This window comes from Actinomyces sp. ZJ308 (assembly GCF_011752065.1).
Taxonomy (GTDB): domain Bacteria; phylum Actinomycetota; class Actinomycetes; order Actinomycetales; family Actinomycetaceae; genus Actinomyces.
Window position 1 is genome coordinate 1 of record NZ_JAAIJY010000011.1, and the last position, 19510, is coordinate 19510.

General features: G+C 69.0%; 16 protein-coding genes and 1 tRNA gene. 4 read left to right on the forward strand and 13 right to left on the reverse strand.

Going from position 1 to position 19510, the window contains the following annotated elements:
* Window positions 1-225: 225 nt before the first annotated feature.
* From prmC to argS, 12 genes are all read right to left on the reverse strand, one after another.
* Window positions 226-1122, reverse strand: coding sequence for a peptide chain release factor N(5)-glutamine methyltransferase (prmC, locus tag HCR68_RS06470; protein WP_167147836.1), 897 nt, complete (start codon window positions 1120-1122; stop codon window positions 226-228).
* On the reverse strand, window positions 1112-2206 hold the full coding sequence (gene prfA, locus HCR68_RS06475; RefSeq protein WP_167147838.1) for a peptide chain release factor 1: 1095 nt from the start codon (window positions 2204-2206) through the stop codon (window positions 1112-1114). Before prfA ends, prmC begins: the two co-directional genes overlap by 11 nt.
* 119 nt (window positions 2207-2325) lie before the next feature.
* Window positions 2326-2538: a 50S ribosomal protein L31 gene (gene rpmE, locus HCR68_RS06480; RefSeq protein ID WP_003782958.1), complete on the reverse strand. Its 213-nt coding sequence runs from the start codon at window positions 2536-2538 to the stop codon at window positions 2326-2328.
* A gap of 177 nt (window positions 2539-2715) precedes the next feature.
* On the reverse strand, window positions 2716-4821 hold the full coding sequence (gene rho, locus HCR68_RS06485) for a transcription termination factor Rho (protein ID WP_167147841.1): 2106 nt from the start codon (window positions 4819-4821) through the stop codon (window positions 2716-2718).
* 457 nt (window positions 4822-5278) lie between these two features.
* Window positions 5279-6070 carry a CE1759 family FMN reductase gene (locus HCR68_RS06490; protein ID WP_167147844.1) on the reverse strand — a complete coding sequence of 264 codons (792 nt, stop codon included), beginning with the start codon at window positions 6068-6070 and terminating at the stop codon, window positions 5279-5281.
* 1 nt (window position 6071) lies between these two features.
* A complete protein-coding gene (locus HCR68_RS06495) occupies window positions 6072-7220 on the reverse strand; it encodes a CE1758 family FMN-dependent luciferase-like monooxygenase (RefSeq protein WP_167147847.1) in 1149 nt (382 codons plus the stop codon).
* 219 nt (window positions 7221-7439) lie between these two features.
* Window positions 7440-8342: a homoserine kinase gene (gene thrB, locus HCR68_RS06500; protein WP_167147850.1), complete on the reverse strand. Its 903-nt coding sequence runs from the start codon at window positions 8340-8342 to the stop codon at window positions 7440-7442.
* Window position 8343: 1 nt separating this feature from the next.
* The gene (locus tag HCR68_RS06505; protein ID WP_167147854.1) at window positions 8344-9672 is read right to left on the reverse strand and encodes a homoserine dehydrogenase; all 1329 of its coding nucleotides are present in this window, start codon (window positions 9670-9672) and stop codon (window positions 8344-8346) included.
* 280 nt (window positions 9673-9952) lie between these two features.
* Window positions 9953-10129: a hypothetical protein gene (locus tag HCR68_RS06510; RefSeq protein ID WP_167147857.1), complete on the reverse strand. Its 177-nt coding sequence runs from the start codon at window positions 10127-10129 to the stop codon at window positions 9953-9955.
* A 246-nt stretch (window positions 10130-10375) separates the two neighbouring features.
* Window positions 10376-12247: a DUF5979 domain-containing protein gene (locus tag HCR68_RS06515; protein WP_167147860.1), complete on the reverse strand. Its 1872-nt coding sequence runs from the start codon at window positions 12245-12247 to the stop codon at window positions 10376-10378.
* Between the two features lie 494 nt (window positions 12248-12741).
* Window positions 12742-14202 carry a diaminopimelate decarboxylase gene (gene lysA, locus HCR68_RS06520; RefSeq protein WP_167147863.1) on the reverse strand — a complete coding sequence of 487 codons (1461 nt, stop codon included), beginning with the start codon at window positions 14200-14202 and terminating at the stop codon, window positions 12742-12744.
* A 4-nt stretch (window positions 14203-14206) separates the two neighbouring features.
* Window positions 14207-15892 carry an arginine--tRNA ligase gene (gene argS, locus HCR68_RS06525; RefSeq protein WP_167147866.1) on the reverse strand — a complete coding sequence of 562 codons (1686 nt, stop codon included), beginning with the start codon at window positions 15890-15892 and terminating at the stop codon, window positions 14207-14209.
* A 132-nt stretch (window positions 15893-16024) separates the two neighbouring features.
* Here argS and HCR68_RS06530 point away from each other — a divergent pair.
* Window positions 16025-16097: transfer RNA gene (locus tag HCR68_RS06530), tRNA-Arg, on the forward strand.
* A gap of 364 nt (window positions 16098-16461) precedes the next feature.
* Window positions 16462-16737, forward strand: a complete 276-nt coding sequence (locus HCR68_RS06540) for a helix-turn-helix domain-containing protein (RefSeq protein ID WP_076251381.1) — start codon at window positions 16462-16464, stop codon at window positions 16735-16737.
* A gap of 29 nt (window positions 16738-16766) precedes the next feature.
* On the opposite strand, the gene HCR68_RS06545 is transcribed toward HCR68_RS06540, so the two are convergent.
* Window positions 16767-17510: a GNAT family N-acetyltransferase gene (locus HCR68_RS06545; protein WP_167147869.1), complete on the reverse strand. Its 744-nt coding sequence runs from the start codon at window positions 17508-17510 to the stop codon at window positions 16767-16769.
* Between the two features lie 238 nt (window positions 17511-17748).
* Here HCR68_RS06545 and HCR68_RS06550 point away from each other — a divergent pair, with 238 nt between their 5' ends.
* Both HCR68_RS06550 and HCR68_RS06555 read left to right on the forward strand, forming a co-directional pair.
* Window positions 17749-18093, forward strand: a complete 345-nt coding sequence (locus HCR68_RS06550) for a hypothetical protein (protein ID WP_167147872.1) — start codon at window positions 17749-17751, stop codon at window positions 18091-18093.
* 2 nt (window positions 18094-18095) lie between these two features.
* Window positions 18096-18638 (forward strand): hypothetical protein, encoded by a 543-nt coding sequence (locus HCR68_RS06555; RefSeq protein ID WP_167147875.1) that lies wholly within the window; start codon window positions 18096-18098, stop codon window positions 18636-18638.
* The last annotated feature ends 872 nt before the right edge of the window (window positions 18639-19510 follow it).

The window sequence follows — 19510 nt, forward strand, 5'->3', positions numbered from 1 at the left end:
TTTGTCGCGTTTGTTTGTTTGTTTTTTGTTTGTTGTGTGTTCTCCCCCCCCCCCCCCCCCCCCCCCCCACCACTCATCTACGGCTATTCAATCTGTGACATCACTGCTCATCGAATGATGAGCGAACATCAGCAAGCCGAAATCAGTACCCACGGCAATCGAATTCCGGATCAGCCGTCGCAGCCGTTGTGTTCTTCGACGTCGTAGACCACCTCGCTGCGAGGTCTACCTCACGGCGCGCAGGTAGCGGTCGCGGCCGGTGAGGTCCTTGCCGGTCTCGGCCTGCTTGAAGCCGGCTCCGAGGGCGGCCGCGCGCAGCAGCGCCCCCTGCTCGTGGTCATGCTCCATGACGAGCACGCCGCCGGTGCGCAGCAGGGCGACCGAGCGCACGAGGACGTCGACCGGGATGTCCAGCCCGTCAGGTCCCCCGCCGTAGAGCGCCACGGTGGGCTCGTGCTGGGAGGTCTCGGCGTCCTCCACGGCACCGGCCGGAACGTAGGGCGGGTTGGAGACGACGACGTCGACCAGCCCGTTGAGATCGTGCAGGACCAGCGGGTCGGTGGCGTCGGCGTGAATCACCTCAACGCGTCCGGGAACCAGCCGCTCGCAGTTCTCGCGGGCCAGGGCCGCGGCCGTCTCGCTGATCTCGACGGCGACCACCCGGGCGCCCGGTACCTCCTTGGCGATGCAGGCGGCGATCGCACCCGAGCCGGTGCACAGGTCGGCGGTGAGGACCACTCCCCCGCCGTCAGTCATCACCTTGTGGGCGGCCTCGATGGCGGCTCCGGCCACCACCTCGGTCTCCGGACGCACGATGAACACGCCGGGGCGGCTGATGAGCTCAGCGCCACGCAGCCACATGCGGCCGATGATGTGCTGGAGCGGCTCACGGCACTCGCGGCGCAGCACCAGCGCGTCGTAGGCGGCCGGGAAGTCTCCGTCGGCGCCGTCGGCCAGGAGGAGCGCCCTCCCCAGCAGGTGCTCGGCCAGGATCCGGGCGTCGACCTGGGGGCTGGTCACTCCGGCCGCCGCCAGCCGTCCGGCCGCCTGGCGCACCAGCGCCCGCAGCCCGTAACGGTCCACCGCGCCCGCCGGCGCGCCGCCGCATAACTCAGGAACCACTGCCCTCACCCACCTGGGATAACCGTTCGGCCTCGTCCATGGCGATGGCCGAGGCGATCACCGGGCCGAGGTCACCATCAAGAACGGCATCGAGGTTGTAGGCCTTGAAGCCGGTGCGGTGGTCGGCGATCCGGTTCTCAGGGAAATTGTAGGTGCGGATCCGCTCGGAGCGGTCCACAGTGCGCACCTGACTGCGACGGGCCTGGGCGGCCTCGGCGGCGGCCTCAGCCGCCCGCTCGGCCAGGAGTCGGGCACGCAGGACCCGCATGGCCGCCTCCTTGTTCTGCAGCTGGGACTTCTCGTTCTGCATGGACACGACGATTCCGGTGGGCAGGTGGGTGATGCGCACGGCCGAGTCGGTGGTGTTGACGCTCTGGCCCCCCGGGCCTGAGGAGCGGAAGACGTCGATGCGCAGGTCTGCGGCGTCGATCTGGAGCTCGCCAGGGTCATCGGCCTCCGGCATGACCAGGACGCCGGCTGCCGAGGTGTGGATGCGCCCTTGGGACTCGGTGACCGGGACGCGCTGGACGCGGTGGACGCCACCCTCGTACTTCAGGTGCGCCCACACCCCGTCCTGGGGCTCCACGGGCCCACGGGTCTTGATGGCCAGCCGCACGTCCTTGTAACCACCCAGGTCGGAGTCGGTGGCGTCGAGGACCTCCACGGCCCAGCCCTGGCGCTCGGCATAGCGGGAGTACATGCGGGCCAGGTCGGAGGCGAACAGTGCCGACTCCTCACCGCCCTCGCCGGCCTTGACCTCGATGATGACATCGCGGGCGTCGTCGGGGTCGCGGGGCACGAGGACCTCGCGCAGGTGCTCGCCGGCCGCCTGCGCAGCGGCCTCCAGGGCGGGCACCTCGGCGGCGAAGTCCTCGTCCTCGGCGGCCAGCTCGCGGGCGTCAGCCAGATCCGCGCCGGCGGTCCGCCAGGCCCGGTAGGCGGCCACGACCCTGCCCAGCTCGGCGTAGCGGCGCCCCAGCCGGCGCATGGCACCGGGGTCGGCCGCCGCCGGCCCGGCCATCTCGGCCTCGATATCCGCGTACTCGGCCAGGAGCGGCTCTGCGGCGGAGAAGTCCTCACTCATGGACTCGGGTTCCTTCACGGGCTAGGAGTCGTGCTGATACGCGGCGGTGATACGCGGGCGATATGCGAACGACGCCGACGGCGGCTCTGGGAGCCGGCCGCCGGCGTCGTTGGACGCGGCTACTTGCTGCGCTTGCCGTACCGGGCCTCGAAGCGGGCAACGCGGCCACCAGTGTCGAGGATCTTCTGCTTGCCGGTGTAGAAGGGGTGGCAGGCCGAGCACACGTCCACGCGGATCTCACCGGAGGTGACGGTGGAGCGGGTCTCGAAGGTGTTGCCACAGGTGCACGTGACCGTGGTGGCCACGTAGTCGGGGTGGATGCCCTGCTTCATAGGTTTCTCCTTAAGCGTCAGAGGGTCCCGGGTCCCACGCGGAAGCGCAGGTGAACCGGAGGCCAGCAGTAGATTGTGCCACCGGCCGCGGCGCCCACGCAACGGTGATACCGCGTGAGACCGGGCACCTGCCGGGTTCGGCCGAGGCCCGAGGAACCGGTACCGAACCTGACTGCGTTACTCGTCCTCGCCGTCGGCCAGCGAGGTGCCGGCCGGGGTGGTCTTGGACAGGACCATGAGGAACTCGGCGTTGGACTGGGTGTCCTTGAGCTTGGACAGCACCAGCTCCAGGGCCTGCTGCTGCTCGAGCCCGGCGAAGAGCCGGCGCAGGCGCCACATGATCTTGAGCTGGGCGGGGTCAATGAGCAGCTCCTCGCGGCGGGTGCCGGAGGCCGCCACGTCCACGGCCGGGAAGATGCGCTTGTCGGCGAGCTGACGCGACAGGCGCAGCTCCATGTTCCCGGTGCCCTTGAACTCCTCGAAGATGACCTCGTCCATCTTGGAGCCGGTCTCCACCAGGGCCGTTGCCAGGATGGTCAGGCTTCCGCCGTTCTCCACGTTACGGGCGGCGCCGAAGAAGCGCTTGGGCGGGTAGAGGGCGGAGGCGTCCACACCACCGGAGAGGATCCGGCCGCTGGCCGGGGCCGCCAGGTTGTAGGCGCGCCCGAGCCGGGTGATGGAGTCCAGCAGCATGACGACGTCCTGGCCCAGCTCCACGAGGCGCTTGGCCCGCTCGATGGCCAGCTCGGCCACGATCGTGTGGTCGGAGGCGGGCCGGTCGAAGGTGGAGGCGATGACCTCCCCCTTGACCGTGCGCTGCATGTCGGTGACCTCCTCGGGTCGCTCGTCGACGAGCACGACCATGAGGTGGGCCTCGGGGTTGTTGACGCTGATGGCGTTGGCGATCTGCTGCAGGATGATCGTCTTACCCGCCTTGGGCGGGGAGACGATGAGCCCGCGCTGCCCCTTGCCGATGGGCGAGACCAGGTCGATGATCCGTGGGGTGACGGCCTTGGGCGTGGTCTCCAGGCGCAGCTGCTCCTGGGGGTAGAGGGGGGTGAGCTTGGCGAACTCCGGGCGGCGCTTGGAGCGCTCGGCGTCCATGCCGTTAACGGTCTCGATGCTGACCATCGGGTTGTACTTGACACGGCCGGCCCGGTTCTGACGGCGGTTGCTGCGCCCGCCCTGGTGGGGCGTCGAGGACTCTGCGCCCTCGCGGACCCACCCGGTCACGGCGTCGCCGGCGCGCAGCCCGTTGTCCTTGATGAGCTGGTTGGAGACGTAGACGTCCTTGGGGCCGGGCAAGTAGCCGGAGGTCCGCAGGTAGGCGTGCTGGTTGTCGGTGACGTCCAGGATGCCGGCCACCGGCAGGAGGACCTCGTCCTCGCGCGATTGGTTGCGGTTGCCCCGACCGCTGCTGCCCTCACGGCCGCCATCTCGGTTGCCGTCGCGCTCATCCCGGTCGAAGCGGTCGCGTCCGCGCTTGCGCCCCCGACGGCGGCGCCCGCCGCGCTCGTCGTCGTAGCCGTCGTTCTCGTCGTTATCGTGACGACCCCGACGTGAGCGCTCCTGGGGCTCGACGACGGAGGTCCCGGTGGCGTCGGCCAGGTCGCGCATGAGGGCGGCCTTGGCATCGGCGTGGTCCTCGGGCGAGTCGGTACGGGGCTCGCGCGAGAAGCGCTCCTGGTTCTCGGGGGCGCCGGCGGAGGCCTGGGCCCGCCTGCGGCCGCGGCGGGACTGGTCGCGGGACGAGCGCTCACCGCGCTCGGAGCGGCCGAAGGCGTCCCCGCCCTCGCCGGCCTCGCTGCGCTCCGCGCGCTCAGAACGCTCGGTGCGCTCGCGCCACCGGCCGCGTGCGGGGCGCTCCTCGTCATGACCGGAGCCGCTGCCCGAGTCATTGTCAGAGGAGCCGGAGCGGTCGGGCAGGTCGATACCGAGGTCGGGAACCGGGGGGGACTGCTGCTCCTCGGGGGAGCCGGAGGCCGCGGTGGCGCGGCGACGGCGCGAGCGTCCGGAAGCAGCGGGCTGGGTGGGCTCCGGCGAGGACTCGCCAGAAGAGGAGGAAGAGGAGTCGGGGGCGTCGGTCGCCCCGGCGTCGGACGAGGCGCTCGACGCGCTGTGGGTGTCAGGGGCGGAGGAGCCGCGCGCCTGACGGATGGCGGCCACGAGCTCACTCTTTCGCATGCGGGAGATGCCCTTGAGGCCCATGGAGCTGGCAAGCGACTGGAGCTCGGCCAGACGCATGGTGGAAAGCGAGGGCTGGGCGCTGGAGGTCTCGGTCACGAGTGTCCTAACGGTGTGATGACGCTCCGCGGGAGGAGACGTTCAACTGGGGAGACTCCCCCGGAATCATTCACGGGGAGGGTCATGCACTGCCGGTTCCTGCTGAGGCATGAGCCTCAGGTCCGGGGCTGGTGCGGTCAGCGGCGTGGTGCAATCCGCGCGGCCGACGGCGTCAGCATAGCAGCCCCATCGCGCAGTGCCTAACGGAACACCGGTGAGCAACGCCGGATACTCCGCCGTTATTCCACACATGCTCGACCCGACCACGCCGCCGACCGTCTCCAGATCCTGCCGGGCACCTCTATCACCCCTCGCGAACGCACCATAGGGCCCGCGGACGGCCCCACAGGGGGCAGTCGGCGATGCCCATGGTGCGTCCGCGGCGTCGGCGACCGGTGAGGACTGGACCCCACACGGACATGCACGACAGGCCCTTGCTCTCCCTGGCCCGACAGCCTCAGCCGCGCCGGCCTCCCAGCAGATCGCCCATGGGTGCGAAGTCGGCCAGCGGGTCGAGCGGTGCCCGCCGCGGGAAGCGCTCGATGAGCGTGGCCAGCTCACGCCCGGCCCGGGTTACGCGCTCACTCAAGGCCGCCTCGGGCCGGCCCGAGGCGGCCTGCGTCTGCCAGGCGGCACCGAAGTCCTCACTGGCCGCGAAGACGGCGGTCGGCGTCGGCAGGGCCTTCATGTAGGTGGCCAGGGGCCGCAGCGCCGTCTCGGTGACGAGGCTGTGGCGGGCGGTACCCGCCGTCGCGCCCAGCAGGACGGGGACGCCCTCGAGCGTGCCGGCCGGCAGCACGTCCATGGCCGACTTGAACAGCCCGGAGTAGGAGGCCTGGAAGACGGGACTGACCAGGACGACGCCGTCGGCGGCGGCCAGGGCGTCGACGACCTTCTGCAGCTCGGCCGACACCGGCCCTCCCACACTGGCCAGGGCGATGTCCTTGACCAGCGGACGCAGCCCGATGACCTCGACACTGGCCAGGCGGGAGTCCGCCTCCAGGGCCTTGCGGGTGGACTCGGACAGGCGCTCGGCGAGCATCTGGGAGGTCGAGGGCTCGGAGACCCCGGCGTGCAGGGCCACGATCCGGCTCAGACGCCCCATCTGGGTGTTGGCGTAGGCGTCGTAGGTCTGCGAGCCGGCCAGGGACTGGGTGCCCCCGGACGGGACGACGGGCGCGGCCGTGCCGGCGGCCATGCCGTCCGCCTCCTGCAGGTCACCGGTAGTGTCGAGTGTTGCGCGGTTCATCTCAGATCCTCACCTTCCGGCCCGTGAGCGGGTCGAACTCGTTGGACAGGGAGAAGGGCTCCTCGGCCGGAGGCTCGGTCCCCTGAAGCAGGGCGCGGTGGCGCGGGTGGAGCGGGGCGTCCGGGACGTCCGCGGGCCTGGTGGCCTCCAGCTCGGCGCGCAGCGCCGGGACGATCTCGGTACCCAGGTACTCGATCTGCCTCATGACCTCCCGGTGGGGGACGCCGCCCAAGTCGACGTTGAAGGCCTGGCGCTGGTAGTCGCCGATCGCGTCCCGGTAGGTCAGGTACTTCTCGACGATCTGCTCGGGCGTTCCGACGGCGAGCGGGGTGTGGGTCGTCATCTCCTCCAGGCCGGCCCCCTGGTAGACGTAGGTGTTGCGGAAGTAGGGCGTGTAGCGCTCAACGGCCTCGGCCTGGTTCCTGGCGGCGAAGACCTGCCCGCCCAGGCCCACGATCGCCTGCTCGGGGGTGCCGTGACCGTAGAAGGCGAAGCGCTCACGGTAGAGGTCGACCATCTTCCTGACATGATCGATGGGCCAGAAGATGTTGTTGTGCAGGTAGCCGTCCCCGTAGTAGGCGGCCTGCTCAGCGATCTGGGGCGATCGGATGGAGGCGTGCCACACGAAGGGCGGGACGCCGTCGAGCGGACGGGGCATGGAGGTGAAGTCCTGCAGCGGGGTGCGGAACTCGCCCTCCCAGTCCACGTTGGTCTCGCGCCACAGACGGCGCAGCAGGTCGTAGTTCTCCACCGCCAGGGAGATGCCCTTGCGGATGTCCTTGCCGAACCAGGGGTAGACCGGCCCGGTGTTGCCGCGCCCCATCATGAGGTCGACGCGCCCGTCGGCCAGGTGCTGGAGGTAGGCGTACTCCTCGGCCAGACGCACCGGGTCGTTGGTGGTGATGAGGGTGGTCGCGGTGGTCAGGAGGAGCGACTCCGTGCGCGCGGCGATGTTGGCCAGCAGGGTCGTGGGCGACGACGGCGCGAAGGGCGGGTTGTGATGCTCCCCGGTGGCGAAGAAGTCCAGACCCACCTGCTCGGCCAGGACCGCCATCTCGACAGTGTTCTTGATGCGCTGGTGCTCGCTGGGCGCCTTGCCGGTGGCCGGGTCGGTGGTGATGTCTCCGACCGTGAAGATTCCGAACTGCATGACACGTCCTCTCTGTCTCTGCACTGGGCTGTGCTGGATCCTTGCTGACTGATGAAACCGGAGACACTCATAGTTTATTTCTCAACTACTGGAGTGTGACGCGCTCCCCATCATGAGGCTCAGCGCGCAGAGTCAGCGGGCGGAAGCAGACGCGGATCGTGGGCGCCCTCAGGCCCGAGGGCGCCCACGATCAGGAGGCGGGGGAAAGCCGGCTGCGGCTCAGGAGGTCAGAACCGCACCGCGGGTATCGATGCCGGGGCTGAGCACGCTCCAGCCGTGGTTCTCCAGGGTGAAGCGGGTCTGGTCGGCCAGGGTGGACAGGACGAGCACCGTGGGCCCCGCCCCGGAGATGACCGCGGGATAGCCCTGCTCCCGCAGGGAGTCCATGACCGCCATGGAGGCGGGCAGGACCCCGCGCCGGTACTCCTGGTGGAGCCGGTCCTCGGTGCCGGCCATGAGCAGGTCGGGGCGTCCGGCGAGCGCCAGCATGAGCACGGCCGCCCGGGAGGTGTTGAACAGGGCGTCCTCGCGCGGCACGGAGACGGGCAGGACCTGACGGGCCTCCTTGGTGGACAGGCGCGTGGTCGACGGCGGGATGAGCAGACTGACCCCCAGGGAGGCGTCCACGGGCATGGGCGCCATGCGCGGGTGCCCGCCGCGCTCGACCCAGGCGACGGTCGCTCCTCCGAAGACTGCGGGGGCGACGTTGTCGGGGTGCCCCTCGAAATCGGTGGCCAGGGCGAAGACCCGGTCGTCGCTGAGAGCCTCCGGCTCGGAGATGAGGCCGCGTGCCAGCATGAGCCCGGCCACCGCGGCGCTGGCCGAGGATCCCATGCCTCCGCCGTGGGGAATCCGGTTGACGCAGCGCATCTCGAAGCCCGCCTGCGGGGCGCCGACGGCGTCCAGGCCGGCCCGCAGGGCCTGTACGACGAGGTTGTTGTCGTCGTCGGGCACGGTGCCGGCACCAACACCTTCGACGATGACGCGCGTGGTGCCGGTGATCGGGCGTACCGAGACCTCGTCGTAGTAGCGGAAGGCCATGCCGAAGGAGTCGAATCCGGGCCCCATGTTCGCCGTCGTGGCCGGGACGCGGACGGCGGCGCGCTCGTAGACGATGCGCATGTCACTCGCCCTCGACGCGTTGGATGGAGACGATCTCGGCAACCCGCTCCGAGGCGCGCAGCCCCTCGACGGCCGCGTCGAGGTGGTAGACGGGCGCCGGGTGGGTCACGAAGGTGACGACGGCCTGGTCGTCACTGCCGTCGGTGGTGACGTAGGCGCTCTGGCGCACCGAGTTGATGGAGACGCCGTTGTCGGCGAAGACGGAGGCCATGGCGGCCAGGGAGCCGACGGCGTCGTCGGCGCGCAGCTGGATCTGGTACCGGGTGACGGCTGCCTCCGGGCCCAGAACCGGCAGGTGCGCGTAGGAGGACTCGCGGGGCGCCTGGCCGCCGTGGACCCGATGGGCGGCGGCGGCGACGACGTCGGACAGGACCGCGGAGGCTGTCGGGGCTCCCCCGGCGCCCTGTCCGTAGAACATGAGGCGCCCGGCGCTCTCGGCCTCGACGAGGACGGCGTTGTAGGCGCCGTGGACGCTGGCCAGCGGGTGGTCGCTGGGCACGAGGGCGGGGTGGACGCGCACGGAGACGCCGTGGGCGTGCTCGTCGTCGCGCCGCTGGGCGATGGCGAGCAGCTTGAGCTCGCAGCCCGAGGCGTGGGCCTCGCGGATGTCGTCGGCGGTGATGGCGCGGATGCCCTCGACGGAGACGTCGTCGAGGCCCACGCGGGTGTGGAAGGCCAGCGAGGCGATGATGGCGGCCTTGGCGGCGGCGTCCAGGCCGTCGACGTCGGCGGTGGGATCGGCCTCGGCGTAGCCGAGCTCCTGGGCCGTGGCCAGGGCGGTCTCGAAGGACAGGCCCTTGGTGCTCATCTCATCGAGGATGTAGTTGGTGGTGCCGTTGACGATGCCGAGCACGCTGGTGACGCGGTCGCCGGCCATCGACTCGCGCAGCGCGTAGACGACCGGGATGGCACCGGCGACGGCGGCCTCGTAGTAGAAGTCGGTGCCGGCGGCGGCCGCGGCCGCGTAGAGCTCGGGGCCATGGGCCGCGATGAGGGCCTTGTTACCGGTGATGACGCTGGCCCCGGCCTTGAAGGCGGCCAGGATGAGCGTGCGGGCCGGCTCGATGCCGCCGATGAGCTCGATGACCAGGTCATTGCCGGTGGCCACGGCGGTGGCGTCATCGGTGAGGAGGTCCTGTGGCACCGAGACGTCGCGTGGAGCGCTGACGTCGCGCACGGCCACGCCCGTGATCTCGAGGCGCGCACCGGAGCGGGCGGCGAAGTCGTCGGCCTGCTCGGTGAGCAGACGGATGACCTGGCTGCCGACGGTCCCGGCGCCGAGGACGCCGACGGTGAGGGTGCGCTGGGCGGGTGAGAGCTCCTGAGCCACGGGATGACCACCTTGCTGTGTTGCGTGCCGTGCACGGGCACTTCGACTGCGTGATGCGATGGCGCCGGCGGAGGCAGGGTGTCCGACCGGCTGTCCGCCTGTGCTGGCGATCGCTGCGGGCCAGCATAAGGGTGAAAGGCCTTAGAGCGCTGGCACGTCCACGTGAAGGAACAGGCGAGCCGGTTACGTCGCTACCCGTTGCGGCCGGCCCGGCGACATCGGAACGGACCACTGACCGGTACCCCTCGACAAGGTCGTCCCGGTAGGCGTCCTGCCCCTCTCAGCGGCGCCAGATGATCTGCTTGAGCAACCGACCGATCACCCGTCCCAGCCCCATGGACATCGGGGCCGGAGGCTCATCGGAACGCCCCCAGGCGGGCGGCGGCTGCTCCAGGGAGGAGATGAAGGAGGTCAGTGAGGACGGTGACGACGGGGAGGACGATGTGGCTGCGCTCATGCCTCCAGGCTAGGAAACGTCACGCCAACACGGTGACCCCCGGCAGGACGATTGCTGGGGAGGGGGACTCCTCCCTACGGCTGAGACGACCCGATGACGTCTCCTGCTCTCGGCAGGTTGGAGGCGGGTCTGATGATCTACGGAAGCCCCGTGGAGAGACGCCAGTGGCCCCGTCCCGGTTGAATCGGGACGGGGCCACTGGGCTCCTTGACGGAGCGTTCAGGCTCGAGAAGCGGTCACCCGCGTTCAGGAGGCCTTGCGGCGGCGAGCCATGAGCAGGACACCGCCACCCAGGCCGGCACCGGCGAGCAGCAGGAGCGCAACGGCGTTGGCACCGGTGCGCGCCAGCGGCGGGGTGCTGGTCGGCGTGTTCGGAGTGGAGGTGGGCGGAACCGGAGCGGCCGGAGTGGTCTGCGGAGAGCCCGGGGTGTTCGGCGGGGCCGCGGGCGGAGCCACGGTGGCCGGCGGGTTCGACTCGGTCGGCGGCAGCTGCGTGGTGGTCGGCGGAGCCGTGGTGGCCGGCGGCGCGGTCTCCGGCGGGTACCCGGGCGGGTTGGAGGCCGTGGGCGGCAGCTGCGTGGTGGTCGGCGGAGTCGTGGTGGTGGTCGTCGTGTTGGTCAGGGAGACCTTGACAACCTCCTGGTCGCGGATGGTGAAGGTGTTGGTGTTCTGACCGTCCACGGTGAAGACCGGCTCACCCCAGCTGTAGCCGGAGGCGGCGGGCTGGGCCTTGGAGGTGTCCTCGCTCAGCGTGATCTTGGTGCCCACGGGGAAGGTGCCCTCGAAGGCGACCGGCTCACCCGGCTTGACCGTGAGGGAGGAGGTGCCGGTGCGTCCCTCGCCAGTGGCCTTCTGCCCCTCGGGAGCCTTCCAGTCCGGGTAGGAGCTGGCGGCGGCCGGCAGCTCGTAGGCGACGTCGACGACGAAGGAGGAACCGGCGGCCTGTGCGGCGGCGTTGCCCTCAACGACCTTGGTCACGCTGAAGCCGCCGAAGCCGGGCTCCATCTGGACCGAGATGTCGAAGTACTGGACGTAGGACTGCTGCTGGGTGCTGGTCAGGTCGGTGCCGTTGAGGTTCACGGTGTTCTCGTAGGCGGCGCCCTGGGTGGCGGCGACGGCGTTGCCGTTGGCGTCCACGAAGGAGACCGGGTACTCCAGGGTGAAGTTGGTGCCGTTCTGGAAGGGACCGGTCACCTCGTAGGTGGCGGTGCGGCCGTCCGCGGAGTAGCTGGCCTTGACGTCGAAGTCACCGTACTGGGTGGTGGCGTCCTGGCCGGCGGCGTTGGTCACCGGGATGGACTTGCCGTCCGCGGGACGCAGGTTGAGGACCGTGCGGGTGGCGTCGACCTGGTTGAAGCTCATTCCGCCACCGAGGGTGTCGGTGAAGGTGATGGTCTGACGGGAGCCGTCGAAGGTCTTGCCGAGCTTGTCACCAGTGGTCTGGTTGGCCCCGAAGTTCACGCCCCAGGTCAGCTCCTTGTAGTTGTTGTAGAAGCTGGAGGCCCACTTAGTGAGCTCCCAGTTGCTCTCGTCGGGGCCACCGATACCGCCACCACCGGGCAGGGTGACAGCGGTGGTCACACCGTTGGCGGTGAGGTCGACGGTCTGTGCGTCGGTGGTCTTGGCGACTGCCACCAGGGCGGAGCCGCTGCCCTTGAAGTTGTGGAAGCCGGCGGCCTTCAGCTCGTCAACCTTGGAGTTGAAGGTGCAGGTGACGTCCTTGACGGTAAGGGTGCAGGTGCCGACCTCGACGTCCTTGCCGCCGTACTCGACGGTCATCGGGTGGGTGGCGCTGTTCTGCAGGTTGGTGAAGTACTCACCCAGACCGATCGTGAAGGAGTCGCCCGACTTGAGGTTGGCGTCGACGCCGCTCCAGTCGAAGCTCAGGCGAGCGAGGTCGTAGTAGTTGAGCCTTCCCTCCTGCTCAACGTTGTTGCCGTCCACACGTGTCAGAGACAGGTTGGAAACGTTGACGCTCTTGTTCTCGTCGGCGCTCGCCTGGGGCGAGAGCTGGGACATGATCGCGACAAGGAAGAGAGCAAGGATGGCGACGAGTCCCCTCACCGCCCCTCGTGAGAGGGCCGGCCGAGAGGTTGCGCCCGTGGACAATGTCTTCATGGGTTCTCCGGATTCCTGGCATAGATGACAAGGGTCTGCCTCGTGAACCATCACCGGACGCTCCCACCACCTGTTCAGGAGACGGGAAGGCTGCCCCGTGATGACCAAGACCACTGTGTCACAAACCGACTGTTTGGGAATAGCGAACACACAAAACACGCAGGAGGTCACAATCTCAACACAACTGTGATCTAGGCTTCAAACAACCATGATGATGGAAGCTTGTAGGTTTCCCACAACACTTATGTACTACTCCTGTGCTGCCGCTGTGTCTCTCCTATCAGACGGACTGTGCCTCCGTTGTTCCAAGCCTCCAAACAGACGGCCTTCATCTCTGTTGAGACACGGTTGAGCTCAGCGTTCTTTCAGTCAATTGCCGCCTTCAGATTTCTTGCACCTCTCTGTTGGAGCATGCTCAGGGGCGCCGTCGAAGCAGGAACTGTTCCTGGAACGACGGCGCCCCTGTGAGACGCCCCTGTGAGACGTGAGGAGCCTCAGCCCTCCAGGCGCAGGAGGTCCTCGATGGTCTCGGGTCGCAGGATCCAGCCGGACTCGCCCTCGCGGACCCAGCGCACGCCGGGGCGGGTGAAGAGGTTGTAGCTGGAGGCCATGGAGCGCCCGTAGGCTCCGGTGGCGGGTACCGCCAGCACGTCGCCTACAGTGAGGTCGGCGGGCAGGTCCACGTCCCGGACGACGACGTCGCCGGACTCGCAGTGCTTGCCCACCACCCGGCTGCGCACCAGGCCCGCCTGGGGGTCGGGGCGGCGGTTGGCGAGTAGGGCCGTGTATGCGGCCTCGTAGAGGGCGGGGCGGATGTTGTCGCTCATGCCGCCGTCGATGCTGACGTAGAGGCGCGAGGCCCCCTCCCCCAGCTCGACGCGCTTGAGGCCCGTGACGGTGTAGAGGGTGACCGTCGTCGGGCCGGCGACCGCGCGGCCGGGCTCGATGGAGACGGTGGGGACCTCGTCGCCGAGGCGCTGGCAGGTCTCGCGCACGGCCTCGGCCAGGGTCCGGGCGACCTGCGCCGGTGAGGGCGCCACGGGGTCGGCGCCGGTGTAGGCGATGCCGTAGCCGCCGCCCAGGTCGACCTCCGGGCACAGGTGTCCGGTGTCGACGGCGACCTCGTGGCGCAGGCCGAGCACCACGCCGACGGCCTCCCGGAAGCCGGCCAGGTCCAGGATCTGGGAGCCGATGTGGGAGTGCAGGCCGGCCAGCTCGAGCTCCTCGGCGGCCATGATGGCGTCGATGGTGCGGCGGGCGGCGCCGGTGGACACCGACAGGCCGAACTTCTGGTCCTCGTGGGCGGTGGAGATGTACTCGTGCCCGCCGGCGTGGATGCCGGTGGTCAGGCGCACCATGACGCGGGCGCGCTCGTCGGCACCGTAGTCACCGGTGTTCCGCAGCTCACGCACGGCGGCCACGGCGTAGTCGACCTCCTCCGGGGAGTCGATGACCAGGTGACCCACCCGGTGGCGCACCGCGGTGGTCACCTCCGCCGGGGTCTTGCCGTTGCCGTGCAGCCCCAGGCGGCGGGCGCGGGCCGTGGCCTCGTGGCCGTCGACCTCCTCCAGGCCGGCCAGCCCCACGGCCAGCTCGACGCGGGAGGCCGTGTCGATACCCATCCCCTCCTGGAGGACGATGGCGGCGACCTGGGTGGTCAGGAAGGCCTTACCGGCGTAGAAGGCCTCGCCGCCGCGCAGTCCGTAGCCGGGCCAGAACTCCTCGGCCATGGCGGCGCTCCAGGAGGCGGCGCGGCCGCGCAGGTCTGCCTCGTCCAGGACGAAGACGGGGCTGGGGGCGTCGGCGAGGATCTCGGAGGCGGTCAGCCCGCCCAGGGCGAGCTCGCCGTCGGGCGTGCGCCGCGCCGTCGTGGGCCACAGGTCGGGGCGGTCCTCGGGCTCGGGGCAGGCCAGGGCCCCCAGGGGCGGCTCACCGGCGGGGATCTGGTTGGTCATGATCTCACATCCTCTCGGGGGCGGTGACACCCAGCAGGTCGAGCCCGTTGGCCAGGACCTGCCCGACGGCGTCGTTGAGCCACAGGCGGGCCACGTGGCCGGCGTTGACGGCGTCGTCCCCACGGGGGGTGACGCGGGTGGCGCCGTACCAGGTGTGGTAGGCGGCGGCCAGCTGCTCGAGGTAGCGGGCCACGCGGTGCTGCTCGCGCAGGGAGGCGGCCTGGGCCACCGTGGCGGGGAACTGGGCCAAGGCCCCCAGCAGGGCGGCGTCGGCCGGGTCGTCCAGGGCGGCGGGCTCGAAGGGGGCCTCGTTCGGGTTGCGGCTCACGCCGTGCTCGGCGGCGTTGCGGGCCACGTTACGGGTGCGGGCGTGGGCGTACTGGACGTAGTAGACGGGGTTGTCGGAGGTGGAGGAGGCCAGCAGGTCCAGGTCGATGTCGATCATGGAGTCCATGGAGGAGCGGGCCAGGGCGTAGCGGGCGGCGTCCACCCCGACGGCGTCGACCAGGTCCTCCAGGGTGACGATGGTGCCGGCCCGCTTGGACATGCGCACCGGGACGCCGTTGCGCACGAGGTTGACGAGCTGGCCGATGAGGATCTGCATGTTGGTGCCCGGGGTGTCCCCGAAGGCCGCGCACATGGCCATCATCCGGCCGATGTAGCCGTGGTGGTCGGCGCCCAGCAGGTAGATGGCGCAGTCGGCGCCGCGCTCGCGCTTGTCCAGGTAGTAGGCGAGGTCGGCGGCGAAGTAGGCGGCGTTACCGTCGGACTTGATGAGGACGCGGTCCTTGTCGTCGCCGAAGTCGGTGGTGCGCAGCCAGGTGGCGCCGTCGCGCTCCTCGATGACGCCGCGCTCGCGCAGGCGGGCGATGGCACGTTCGACGGCCCCGGAGGTGTGCAGGGAGTCCTCGTGGAAGAAGACGTCGAAGTCGGAGCGGAAGGCGTGGAGCTCGGCCTTGACGGCGGCGAACATGAGGTCGACGCCGCGGGCCCGGAAGACCTCGGCGGCCTCGGCGTCGGGCAGGGTGGCCGGGTCGGGGCGGCCGGCGGCGAGCTCGTCGGCGGTCACCTGCTGGGCGATCTCGCTGATGTAGGCGCCGCCGTAACCGTCCTCGGGGGTCTCCTGGCCGCGGGCGGAGGCCAGCAGGGAGCGGGCGAAGCGGTCGATCTGGGTGCCGTGGTCGTTGAAGTAGTACTCGCGGGTGACGGTGGCGCCGCAGGCGGTGAGGATCCGGGCCAGGGAGTCGCCGACGGCGGCCCAGCGGGCACCGCCCAGGTGCACCGGGCCGGTGGGGTTGGCCGAGACGTACTCGAGGTTGATGTGCTGACCGCTCAGGGAGTCGTTGCGTCCGTAGGCCTCGCCGGCCTCGACGATGGAGCGGGCGAGCTCACCGGCGCTGGCGGCATCGAGACGGATGTTGAGGAAGCCGGGGCCGGCGACCTCCACGGAGACGACGCCGTCGAGGGCCTCAAGACGGGGAACGAGGAGCTCGGCGAGGTCGCGGGGCTTGGTGCCCGCCCTCTTGGCCAGCTGCATGGCGACGTTGGTGGCCCAGTCACCGTGGTCGCGGTTGCGGGGACGCTCGACGCGGGGGTCGGCGATCTCTGCGGCGGGCAGGGCGAGGGAGCCCTCGGCTGAGGCCTCCTCCAGGACGGTGCGGATGGCTGCGGCAAGCTCTTCTGGGGTCACGCGCGTCAGCGTACCGTCATCGGCCGGGCCGGACCGCGAGGGAGGCCGGCGACCGCGCGGCTTCGTGGGACATGTCGCAGTCGTCCGTCAGTTTCGCTCCGAGGGCGGGACGCTGGTACAGTCACGCCTCGGGCCCCGGTAGCTCAGTGGATAGAGCGTCTGCCTCCGGAGCAGAAGGTCGCAGGTTCGAATCCTGTCCGGGGCGCCGATACGTAGGGCGCGGGAGCCCAGGCTGCACCGTCGTCGGTGGGGACTTTACGAGGCATGAGATCGTCAACCTTCACGCCGAAAGCCTCGGCCAGTTTGTAGAGGTCTTCCGCAGGCCATGTGATCCGGCCGCGAAGCCTCTGACTGATGTTAGACCCAGCAACCCCGAGGAAAGCCCCCACCTGGGCTCTGGTCAGGCCATGGGTCAAGAGGTACTGATTGACTGCGACGCCGATGGCGGCGTCGAACGTCAAGCCGGTCGCAGTGGTAGTCGTGGTTGTCATGTACTAAAAGTACCAGATGAACGACTCGCTAACAAGTAGTCTCTTGACATCCATGGCAGGAGTACGCACGATGTACTTATGGATGAACGCATGGCTAACGTCCGTGAGGCGGACATGATCAGCGGCCGCGAGGCAGCGGCGCTGCTGCCTGGCGTCACCTATACGACCTTGATGCGCTGGGCCCGGGAAGGCGAGATTCCATCCACCCAGTACGTGAAGCGCGGCAAACGAATGTTCGCCCGAGCTGACGTCCTTGCCATGCGAGACAAGGAAACGCTCAAGTCATCGGTGACGGCCGAAAACGCATCGGCATACAAGTCCGAGCTCCCTGGTCAGGGGAGGTTGCCGGTATGAGTGGGATGTTGCGTGTGCGGTGGTTGTGGTCAGGTGTCGTCGAGGACATCCCAGCGGATGATGTCGTGACTTGCCCAGCTCGTTGCGGCCAGCGGTTGGTATATACCAATGCTGATGGGCAGCCGGGTTGTATCAGTGAGGACGTGAAACGCCCAGGTGGTGTGTTTGTCCGCGGGGAGTTTGGTGGATCGGCCGTTTGCCTTGATCTGCATGATGAGCGTGATACCCGATGGCTGGAGGATGTAGCCGGTTGCCTTGTTGAGGTTGCGGGCCGCCTGGGTGGTTGGGATGGAGATGACCAGGTGTGCGCCGTGGTCACGCGCCCAGGTGTGGAGCCAGTGCTTGAGGGCGGTGGCGACGCCGGTGCGCCGGTGGGTGGGTTCTACGGCGAGGTTGTGGATCATGGCTATGTTGTCGAGGATCGCGTGAGCGTCGTCGTTGAAGCCGTGTCGTTTAAACCCCTCGGCTTCCTGCTCGTCGGGGCCGATGAAGGCGGCCCCTATGAGATCACTGTTGCTCCAAACTCCTATCAGTTCCCGGTGCAGGTGGTTGTGCCGGCTGGGGATGGTTTTTGGGAGCGGAATGTAGCCTGGTTCGGGGATCTGCTCGGTGATGAGTGTCCTGATTGCTTGTACTTCTTCTTCCGTCGCGGCTGGGCGGATGTCGAGGTCTTTTCTTCCCGGTCTGGGGCTGGTGGCCGGCGGGGCCGGCTTAGTGGTGGGTCGGCCGAGGACGCGTCGGATGGCCTGGGTGATGGCGCTGGTCAGGGGCATGGGAATTCGTCCTCCTCCTCAGTGAGCGCTGGGACAGTTCAAGTATCTCCGGAGAGGAAGAGGTGGGCATCGTGAGTGCTTCTTACAGCTGGCTGGGGTTGTCGCCGATGGTGTGGAGTCTGATCTCGGTGGGTACTGCGGTGTGGCGGTTCTACGCGATGGCATCGGCACCGGTTCCACCAACTCGGGCCGCTGCGGCCTCGGGCGTTGCAGTTCGAGTTGGTGAGGAGGTCAAGGCATGAGCACGGTTTTCGAGCTCGGTGTCTGGCCGTTGGTGCTGCTGACGGCGCTGGGCGGACTCAGCATCGTGGGCCTGTCGGTGACGGTTGGCGCAAGGGCGAAGTTGCCGGATCGGTGCCCGTGGCGTGGCGAGTATGCGGTGGCCGGGACCTCGGCGGCTTTGTGGGTGGCGGTGATGCTCTGCGCCTTCAGTCTGGCTCCGTGGTGGGGCCGGCTGGCGCTGGGCGCTGTAATGGCCTTGTGGGCGTCGCTGGTGTCCAGGGCTCAGTTGGCGGGTCTGTTTTCGGCGGCTTATGTCCGGCGTAAGACCGCGGAGGCCGGCGCCGGCGGGCGGGAGGATTGATTATGGGCTCGACGATGATCGGTGCGCTGGGGGGCACGTTCAGTGTGGCTCTGCTGCTGGGTCTGTGGGGCGAGGAGGCTCAGAGACGGGCTGGTTCTACCTGGTGGGCGCCGGCGGCCTTGGGGCTGCTGAGGGCTGAGGTGACCGCGGTGCAGGGTTTGCTGATCCTGCTGGTGACGCGGCCGTCGTCGTGGGTGCCAGCCGCGGGCTTGGCGCTGGTGGCGGTCTGGAGCGGGGTGATCCGTTTCGTGCGGATGGCTCAGCCTGAGGCGTGGCCTCAGCGCCGGTGGGCCTGGTTGGCGCCTCATGTGGCCCTTGTCGTGGCTTGGGTGGGGCTGGTGGGGGTTTTCCTGCCTGTGCCTGGGCCACTGGGTGAGCGGCTGACGACCGCCGCGATCGTGGTAGCGGTGATGTGCGTGTTCTTCCTGGCGGCGCGCCTGATGGCGTGGTGTGCGGCCCACCTGGGGACTGGCTCCCAGCGACGGGGGTCGAGTCCGAGTGAGTACGCGCCGGTGGTTGTTCCCGGGGCGTCTTCGAGGCCGTGAAACGATCAATCTGATTGCTCTGGATCTCTTCTTATTTTATCGAATTACATTCGTGTTCTTTACGGATGAGGGGGTTTGTCGTGTCTTTTGAGGGGTTGTGGTCAGGCCGCGTGGCCGGCCCGGTCGGGCGACGAAGGAGCCTGGCCGGCTGCGCTGGGCTGTCCATGGCCCCGGGCGGGGTCCCGCTGTCCTCCTGTGCGTGGCCGCCGGCCCCGGCGACAGCCGGCAGCCTCCACAGGTGGTCAGGGGGCTACGCGGGTAGCCCTATGCGGGAGTCCAGTGAGGTATCGAGTGGGAGGAGCTCGTGATGACAGTTATTGAGGCGACGGAGTTGGAGCAGCGATTGTTGGCTGAGGCCGCCGACTGTGGCTGGGGGTTCTCGCTTGAGCAGCTGCGTGAGAGCCGGCGGCGGGGGCCTGACGGTCTGCTGGTCGCCCAGAGGCTCCTGGAAGCCAGGGCCGCCGACTCGCTGTCTGCTGCTGAGGAGCTGGCTCTGGTGGATGAGTGCTGGCGCGCCGGCGGGGTATGGCTGCTGGAGGAGCTGGTAAAGGATCGTCGTCGCGCATCGAGGGCTTTGATCGATGTGTGGACGGAGGCTAACGAGCCTGCCGGTGAGGTGGTGGCGGGGCCGGCCAGGCTGGTTCGGGTGGCGTTGAGCCACGTTCTTTCAGTGAGTGGCGATCCGGTCGTGGATGAGGAGACGGGCTTCACTATTGAGTGCGTTGGTCTCGACATCTGTCATGACCTGTCAAGCCCCGGGTTTTGTGGAGGCTGGTTTAGCTGGATGTGGTGGTGGCTGGTTGTAGTTGTTCCTGGCGGTGGGTGTCGGGGGCCCAGGCGGCTTCGTGCTCGGCGGGGGTGCGCATGCCGAT

What these genes read in the sequence shown, in the direction of transcription:
- prfA (WP_167147838.1), bottom strand. Translation starts at nt 2,206, where the DNA reads ATGAGTGAGGACTTCTCCGCCGCAGAGCCGCTCCTGGCCGAGTACGCG.
- rpmE (WP_003782958.1), bottom strand. Translation starts at nt 2,538, where the DNA reads ATGAAGCAGGGCATCCACCCCGACTACGTGGCCACCACGGTCACGTGC.
- HCR68_RS06490 (WP_167147844.1), bottom strand. Translation starts at nt 6,070, where the DNA reads ATGAACCGCGCAACACTCGACACTACCGGTGACCTGCAGGAGGCGGAC.
- HCR68_RS06495 (WP_167147847.1), bottom strand. Translation starts at nt 7,220, where the DNA reads ATGCAGTTCGGAATCTTCACGGTCGGAGACATCACCACCGACCCGGCC.
- thrB (WP_167147850.1), bottom strand. Translation starts at nt 8,342, where the DNA reads ATGCGCATCGTCTACGAGCGCGCCGCCGTCCGCGTCCCGGCCACGACG.
- HCR68_RS06510 (WP_167147857.1), bottom strand. Translation starts at nt 10,129, where the DNA reads ATGAGCGCAGCCACATCGTCCTCCCCGTCGTCACCGTCCTCACTGACC.
- HCR68_RS06515 (WP_167147860.1), bottom strand. Translation starts at nt 12,247, where the DNA reads ATGAAGACATTGTCCACGGGCGCAACCTCTCGGCCGGCCCTCTCACGA.
- lysA (WP_167147863.1), bottom strand. Translation starts at nt 14,202, where the DNA reads ATGACCAACCAGATCCCCGCCGGTGAGCCGCCCCTGGGGGCCCTGGCC.
- HCR68_RS06540 (WP_076251381.1), top strand. Translation starts at nt 16,462, where the DNA reads ATGGATGAACGCATGGCTAACGTCCGTGAGGCGGACATGATCAGCGGC.
- HCR68_RS06545 (WP_167147869.1), bottom strand. Translation starts at nt 17,510, where the DNA reads ATGCCCCTGACCAGCGCCATCACCCAGGCCATCCGACGCGTCCTCGGC.
- HCR68_RS06550 (WP_167147872.1), top strand. Translation starts at nt 17,749, where the DNA reads ATGAGCACGGTTTTCGAGCTCGGTGTCTGGCCGTTGGTGCTGCTGACG.
- HCR68_RS06555 (WP_167147875.1), top strand. Translation starts at nt 18,096, where the DNA reads ATGGGCTCGACGATGATCGGTGCGCTGGGGGGCACGTTCAGTGTGGCT.